We start from the raw sequence: 7,294 nt of genomic DNA, 5'->3' as shown, positions 1-7,294 counted from the left end.
ACCAGCCCAAACGACGACGATACGGCCGCGCGAACACAGCAATACGGGCCAGACTCACCCGAGAAAAAGGCCGCCGGTCCTGCTGGGCGTTCATCCTACGTCCTCTTCGACCTCAATGCCGATCCGCTGGAACAGGGACTGATCGCGGGCGGCTTCGACCTCGTCGTGGCCTCCAACGCGCTGCACACCGCTTCCGATCTGACCGCGGCCCTGCGCCGGGTGCGTTGCCTGGTGGCTCCCGGAGGGCAGCTGCTGGGGTACGAGACGCACGACGCCCAGGTCTTCGCCCCCGTCTTCGGCGCGCTGGACAGCTTCTACGCGCACACCGACCACGCACTGCGCCCCAACTCCCTGCTGCTGGCGCGCGAGCAGTGACCTCCGCTCCTGGCGGAGTGCGGATTCTCCTCCGTGGCGCGGACCGACGGCGGCCAGGCGCCGGTCCGGGACCAGTACTCCGTCTTCCTCGCGGCCGTACCGGACACGCCCCTGTCCGGGGCCGACGCTCTGCCGCCCGTACGCCCCGAAGTCGCCTACCTCGTCGTCACCGAGGACGCGGGCGAGGAGCCCCTGGGCCGGGCCTTGGCCGACCTGCTGACCGGCCACGGTGCGCTCTCGGCACGGACCGTTCCCCTCCCCGGTGACGGGAACGCCTGGAAAGGGCTGCTCGAGGAGCGGCACCTCCCCGAGGGAGGCGGATGTACCACGGCCGTCGTGCTGCTCCTCGGGGACGGACAACCGGCGGAAGCCAGAGAGTGCGTCGATCTCGCCGCCCGCCGCATCGCCGTTCTGGGCAGGCTGAGCGCCGCGCACCAGCGCCTGCCCGAGGGGTCCGAGGCCGAGCTGTGGCTGATCACGCGTCCCTGCGGGGCGGTCCCCTCCCCGAGGACGTCACCCACCCCGTCGACGCCACCGCCTGGGGGGCCGCCCGCACCCTCGCCAACGAGTGTCCCCGCCTGACCGGGCGCCGGGTCAGCCTGCGCCGTTCCTCCGATGTGCGGCAGGACGCCCGGCGCCTGGCACACGAACTGCTCCGCCCCACCGCCGAGGACGAGATCGTGCTGACCGCGCACGGGCGTTTCATTCCGCGCCTCCGGCCGCATCCCACCCCCACTCGTCCCGCCTCCGGCACCTCATGCTCGCTGCGCCTGTACGACCCCGGTCTGTCCTACCGGCTGGTGTGGCAGGAGGAGACCCTTCCGGACCGTCCCGGACCGGGCGAGGTGCTGGTCGAGGTCCGCGCCACCGCCCTGAACTACCGGGATGTCGTCAGGATCCTCGGCCTGTTGCCTTCCGAGATGTTCGAAGGGGAGATCGACGAGGTGAGCGTCGGCGCCGAATGCGCCGGAGTCGTCCTGGCCGCCGGCCCGGGCGTCAGCGGATTCACTCCCGGTGACCGGGTCATGGGCATCGCCGGTGACGCCTTCGCCCAACGCACCCTCATGGTGCCCGGGAAGATGTGGCGCGTCGCCGACGACGTCACCTTCGCCGAGGCCGCCGCCTTCCCCGTCGCGGTCGTCACCGTCCAGTACGCACTGGGAGAACTGGCCCGCCTGCAACCGGGAGAAACCGTCCTGGTCCATGGCGCGGCCGGCGGTGTGGGCATGGCGGCCATCACGTACGCGTGGCTCAAGGGCGCCCATGTCATCGCCACCGCCGGCAACGACGTCAAGCGTGCCTTCCTGCGCAGCTGCGGCGTCGAGTACGTTCTGGATTCCCGCTCTCTCGACTTCGCCGAGCGGATCCGTGAGCTCACCCATGGCCGCGGTGTCGACGTCGTGCTCAACTCTCTCGCCGGCGAAGCCATGGCCCGCAGTCTGGAACTCCTGCGCCCCGGCGGCCGCTTCCTGGAGCTGGGCAAGCGTGACTTCTACGAGAACAAGCCGGTTCTGCTCCGCCCGTTCGCGAAGAACATCGCCTTCTTCGGCGTCGACATCAACCACACTCCCCGAGACCCCGCGCTGCTCTCGCGCATCCACGAGCACGTGGCGCGGCTGTCGGAGCAGGTGCGCCTGACCATGCCGTACACGGCTTTCCCGGCGGCACGTGTCCAGGAGGCCTTCCAGTTCCTCCAGCACTCCCGCCACATCGGAAAGGTGGTCGTCACCCACGACCCGCTGGACGAGCCTCCGCTCGTCGAGCAACGGGCTGCCGCACCGCGCCTGGATCCATGGGGCAGCTATCTGGTGACCGGCGGTACGGGCGGTTTCGGGGCCGCCACCGCCTGCTGGCTCGCCGGGCTCGGCGCACGGCACCTGGTACTGGTCAGTCGCCGCGGCGCGCAGGCCCCGGAGGCCGCCGAGGTCCTGGAGCGGCTGACCGCAAGCGGTGTGCGCGCCGACATCCGCGGCGTGGATGTCACCGACGAGGCCGCCCTCCGCGCCCTCCTCGACGACCTGGAGGCCGACGGCCGCCCCCTGCGCGGCGTCGTGCACGCCGCCATGCACCTGGACGACGGTCCACTCGACGAACTCACCGACGACCGCATCGAGGCGGTGCTCGCACCCAAGGTGGCCGGCGCCCATCTCCTGGACGCCCTCGTGCGCGAACGCGGCGCCGACGTGGACCTGTTCCTTCTCCACTCCTCCGGCGCGGCCACGATCGGCAACGTCACCCAGGCCCCCTACGCGGGCGCCAACCTCTACCTCGAAGCTCTCGCCCGCCAACGCCGCAGGCGAGGAGCCGCGGGGACGGCCATCGCGTGGGGCGCCATCGCGGACACCGGTTTCGTCGCCCGCAACGACTTGGGCGCGACCGTCGAGAACCTCGGCTTCAAGCCCATGACCGCGCGGGAGGCCTTCGCCGCGGCGACAGACCTGACCGGCTCCGCAACCGATGTCGCCACGGTGGCGTGCGCGGACTGGTCCCGGCTGTCGACGTTCCTCCCTCTCGTGGCGAGCCCCCGGCTCCAGGAGATGGTCCCCGCACCGGGCGCCGACGGGATGCGCCCGGAGGACATGGCGACCAGGCTCGCCGCCCTGAGCCCCGACGAAGCGCTGTCCCTCATCAAGCGCACCCTGACGGAACTGTTCGCAGACATGCTCCACGTGGAGGCCGACCGGCTGGAACCCGACCGCAGGCTCGACGAATACGGCATGGACTCACTCATGGCCACGCAGGTTCTGGTCACGATCAACCAACGGTACGGAATCGCCGTTCCGCCGATGGACGTCCTGCGCAGCAACGGCACGATCGACGACCTCGCCCGCATCCTCTACCTGCGCCTCGGTGTCGGCACACCCGCGCCCGCGCCCCCGGAGCGGTGATCTCCGCATGCCCCTTCTGTAGGTGTTGGAGACTGCTCGACGATGCCGGACCTCGCTCCGAACAAGCACCCCCTAACGGGTGAATCGCGTGGATGTCGGCGCCATGACATTGGGATCCCTGCTGTCCTGGGGGGCGGCCCCATGCCATGGCGCCGCAGGTAGCCAGCCGTTCCTTTCGATGAAGTTCGATGAAGGAGGACCGGATGCGACACATCGCCGCTGGCTCGACGCCCACCGTCAGTACACCGGACCAGCCGTCCGGACGATCCGCGGGGAGCCTCTCATGACACTGCGCAAGCCGATCACGGCACTGTTCGCGGTCATGGCACTCGTTGCCGCGACGCTGCTCGGATTGACCACTCCGGCGGCCGCCGCCGACTGTCCGGCCGGCAACTTCTGCATGTTCACCGGCCCCGATTTCACCGGCTCCCAGTTCAACGTCTACCGGTGTGACACGTACGCGCTGTCGGACTGGGAGGGCTACGGCTCCTGGATCAACAACCAGACCCCGGGGACGCGCGCCCAGTTCCTGGACCAGAACCACAACGTCATCTACACCACGCCCGGCGCCTACTCCGCCAGCTCCAGCCAGAACTGGACGCCCGTCTGGTACGTCCGCAACTGCTGAGCCGAACCGCGACCGGGGCCCGCCCGCACTGGCGCCGGCAGCGGGTGTCGGCCGGGCGTCGCCGCCCCCGACTGGCACGCGGTGCCTGGCTCAACGCACCCGTCTCGGTGGCAAACGTCACCGCGACGGGTGCTGCCTCTTGCCCGCGCGGCCTGGCTTCTGCAACACCCTTTGACTGGAGTTTCAGCTGCTGTCGTCTTGGTCCGCGCGGATAACCCCTTACACGAGTCCTCCCGAGTGTCTGCGATGATGGGGCAGTTACATACCTTCGCCCGCGAGGTGATTCTTTGAGGAAGGTGGCACTGCGTCCCTACGCACTGTTGCCTCGGCAGTACGACGACCGGAAGGTCCTGACCACCACGGTGGACGCGTGGGGCAGAGCCCTCTGGTTGCTCTGCCCCAATGCGGAGCTCGTACCGAACCCGTATGGAAAACCTTGGCCCCGGCCCCGGGGGTATCCGTATGACGCGCTTGTCGTGATCAGCGACGCGGGAGACGTACAGGAACGTGTCCTGCGGGGTGTGACGCTGCTGCCACAGAACCTGGACGCATTGCCCAACGGCCGGCTCGTCCTGCAGAGCCATGGTGCTGTGGGAGAGCGGAACGCGCAGATATACGGCCGTGACGGCCGGCGGCGACGCAGTTTCGCCATGGGGCGTGCGATCGAGTTCATGATGGCGGACCGGCAGAACAACCTGTGGAGCGCCTACTTCGACGAAGGCGTCTACGTCGACCCGATCAGCACCTCGGGCTTGGTCCGCTGGGACAGCGGAGGTAACCAACTGTGGGGCTATTCGCCCCCGCAGGGCGTTGAATACATCGACACCGTCTACGCCTTCAACATCATGGACACAATCGCCTGGGCCAGCTACCACCCCACATTCCCGCTCCTCGAAGTGCACGCCAACGGGCACATCCGCCTGCGGAAGAACCCCGTGCCCAGCCCCTTGGGCATGGCTGTCCGAGGCGATCAGATCCTCATGCTCGGTGGCGGTCCCCGCGATCGCAGGGACCGGCTGCACCACTGCCACATGACCGCCGACGAAGCCGTCGTCGTCGAGGAGGCGGAACTCACCATGCCCAACGGAGCCTCGCTCAAGCGGTACGCAAGCCCTATCGGAAGAGGGGATTGTCTCTATCTGCGCGGTACATCTGCCCGGCAGTGGTACGTGCTGAATATGTAGGCCATCGGTTGCTCGACCACCAGCGGCGTGACCGGAATATGCGAACGCGCTTCGGGTCGTCACCCGACGCGTTCTCCTGACACATCGAGAGAGGCGTGGCAGCACGTGGGCCATGTGACGTTCGTGGTCAAGGCGGGACCGCCGGCACTGGCGGTCCCGCCCGGCCCATCAGCTGGTAACTTCCGGCAATCAGATGGGGAACGCACCCGCATCAGCGACTTCCGCGTTCCGGTCGCACCACATGATCGACGTGCCACCGGAAGGAGCACGGTTGCCGAATCGGATGTACCAGTCACCGTTGGGCTGGTGGCAGACGGCATAGCCGGTGAACGAGCTGCCGTGACACGTGACCGAGGCACCATGTCCTCTGCTGCCCCTCTCGTACCGCCAGGCGTCGCAGGTGAAGGACGACAGGGAAGAGAAGGAAGACATGGTGGTGGTGGCGTTGTCTGACGCGGCAGCGGGCGTCGCCGTGCTCACCGCGGCCCCGCCCGCAAGGGTCAGGGCTGCGCCGACGGCCGCGACACGGGAACCGAACCTCATGGGTCCTCCTTGTCGATGTCGTGTTCGACCACTGTGACGGGGACGCTACCCACCGATACGAGCACCCGGTAGGGCCCGGACGGAGTTGGCCGGGAACCAGTCGCTCCACATCGGACACACCGACCGGCGCTCGTGCCGCCTCTCCACCGAGCCGAATTTGCGGTCTTCGCAAAAAATCTGGGCATCGGTCGTCGTCCGGCCGGATTCTTTCCGGGCAGATGCTCCCGGATGTGAGAGGTAGGCCGTGACCGCGACTATTCATGCAGTTCAGCCCGTTCTGAGTGCGCGCAGGCGCTGGACGGTGCTGGCCGTCTGCTGTCTGAGCATGTTCCTGGTGGGCCTGGACACCACCATCGTCAACGTGGGTCTGCCGGCGATCGGGCACGGCCTGGGTGTCGGGACCCGCAGTCTCGAATGGACCGTGGACGCGTACACCCTGGTCCTGGCCAGTCTCCTCATGTCCTCCGGTGCGCTGGCGGACCGGTTCGGGCGCCGACGGGTGTTCCAGGTGGGGTTGGTCGTGTTCGGTGTGGCCTCGCTGCTCTGCGCGGTCGCCCCTTCGGCGGGCACGCTCGTCGCGGCCCGCGCGGTCCAGGGAATCGGCGCCTCGATGCTCAGTCCCGTGGCTCTGGCGATCGTGGTGAACGCGATGCCCGACCCGAGGGAACGAGCGCAGGCGATCGGGGTCTGGGCGTCGGTCTTCGGGCTCAGCATGGCCGCTGGTCCTGTCGCGGGTGGCGCTCTCATCGCGGGGTTCGGCTGGCGGTCGGTGTTCTGGATCAACGTGCCGGTCATCGTGGCCGCCCTCGTACTCGTCGCGGTGTTCGTGCCGGAGTCCCGGGCGCAGCGGGCGCAGCGGCTCGACCTGCCGGGTCAGGTTCTGCTGACGGTGGTCATCGGGGTCTCGGTCGGCGTCCTCATCGAAGGGCCGCGGATCGGTTGGACATCGCCCGCGGCGCTGGCCATGTACGTGCTCGCCGCCGTGGCGATGGTCGCCTTCGTGCGGGTCGAGTCCCGTCGACGCGAGCCGCTGATGGATCCGCGACTCTTCCGGAGTCCGGTCTTCAGCAGCGCGGTGCTGGGCGCCGTGGCGGTCTTCGTCGTCCTGAACGTGACGCTGCTGCTCAACACCCTCTACCTGCAGCACGCTCGGGGGTGGACGCCACTGGCCACCGGGATGGCGACCTTGCCCATGGCTGTCGGCGCGACCGTCTGCGCACCCTTGTCCGGCCATCTGGTCGGTCGTCTCGGGCCGCGACTGCCGCTGGCCCTGGCGGGCGGCTTCATCACGGTCGGCGGGCTCTGTCTGGTCAGACTCGACCAGCACACGAGCGTGGTGTTGCTCCTGCTGGCCTACTCGCTGATCGGCATCGGGTTCGGCTTCGCCAACGCCCCGATCACCAACACCGCGGTGAGCGGACTTCCTCGCAGCCGCGCCGGCGTGGCCGGAGCGATCACCTCCACCGCACGTCAGTTCGGCTCCGCCATCGGCATCGCCATCGCCGGTGGTCTGGTCACGGCAGCGGGCCCGACGGGGCTGGCACAGGCGTCCCGCCCGGGCTGGTTCCTGGTCGCCGCCTGCGGCGTACTCCTCTGCCTCGTCGCCCACGCGTCGCGGCCGACGAAGGACGCCGCTCGCCTCGCGTCACCGCAAGCGCCGCGAGCCGCATGACCGC

The 7,294-nt window shown here is 68.9% G+C and carries 7 protein-coding genes; 6 read left to right on the top strand and 1 reads right to left on the bottom strand.

The genetic code is table 11. From position 1 onward, the window contains the following. The 5 genes from ABZ956_RS25280 to ABZ956_RS25260 form a co-directional block, all read left to right on the top strand. Positions 1 to 375: methyltransferase domain-containing protein (locus ABZ956_RS25280; protein WP_361897916.1), on the top strand; the 375-nt coding region annotated here is incomplete at its 5' end. A gap of 33 nt (positions 376 to 408) precedes the next feature. Continuing rightward, complete coding sequence (locus ABZ956_RS25275) at positions 409 to 957, top strand: hypothetical protein (protein WP_361897913.1); 549 nt, start codon at positions 409 to 411, stop codon at positions 955 to 957. Continuing rightward, entirely contained in the window at positions 843 to 3,263 is a 2,421-nt protein-coding gene (locus ABZ956_RS25270; RefSeq protein WP_361897910.1) for an SDR family NAD(P)-dependent oxidoreductase, read from the top strand. Before ABZ956_RS25275 ends, ABZ956_RS25270 begins: the two co-directional genes overlap by 115 nt. Before the next feature lie 283 nt (positions 3,264 to 3,546). Then, positions 3,547 to 3,891: a peptidase inhibitor family I36 protein gene (locus tag ABZ956_RS25265; RefSeq protein ID WP_361897908.1), complete on the top strand. Its 345-nt coding sequence runs from the start codon at positions 3,547 to 3,549 to the stop codon at positions 3,889 to 3,891. Positions 3,892 to 4,367: 476 nt separating this feature from the next. Then, positions 4,368 to 5,075 carry a hypothetical protein gene (locus ABZ956_RS25260; protein WP_361897905.1) on the top strand — a complete coding sequence of 236 codons (708 nt, stop codon included), beginning with the start codon at positions 4,368 to 4,370 and terminating at the stop codon, positions 5,073 to 5,075. A gap of 189 nt (positions 5,076 to 5,264) precedes the next feature. On the opposite strand, the gene ABZ956_RS25255 is transcribed toward ABZ956_RS25260, so the two are convergent. After that, positions 5,265 to 5,618, bottom strand: a complete 354-nt coding sequence (locus ABZ956_RS25255) for a hypothetical protein (RefSeq protein WP_361897903.1) — start codon at positions 5,616 to 5,618, stop codon at positions 5,265 to 5,267. 244 nt (positions 5,619 to 5,862) lie between these two features. Between ABZ956_RS25255 and ABZ956_RS25250 the strand changes: the two genes are divergently transcribed. Beyond that, a complete protein-coding gene (locus ABZ956_RS25250; protein ID WP_361897900.1) occupies positions 5,863 to 7,290 on the top strand; it encodes an MFS transporter in 1,428 nt (475 codons plus the stop codon). Positions 7,291 to 7,294: the final 4 nt, after the last annotated feature.

The sequence above is a fragment of the Streptomyces sp. NPDC046261 genome (assembly GCF_040646235.1).
Taxonomy (GTDB): Bacteria; Actinomycetota; Actinomycetes; order Streptomycetales; family Streptomycetaceae; genus Streptomyces.
The sequence above is the reverse complement of the archived record's forward strand: the minus strand, read 5'-3'. Positions and strand labels throughout refer to the sequence as shown.

Coding starts and splice junctions, on each gene's coding strand:
- ABZ956_RS25265 (WP_361897908.1), top strand. CDS start 3,547: ATGACACTGCGCAAGCCGATCACGGCACTGTTCGCGGTCATGGCACTC.
- ABZ956_RS25255 (WP_361897903.1), bottom strand. CDS start 5,618: ATGAGGTTCGGTTCCCGTGTCGCGGCCGTCGGCGCAGCCCTGACCCTT.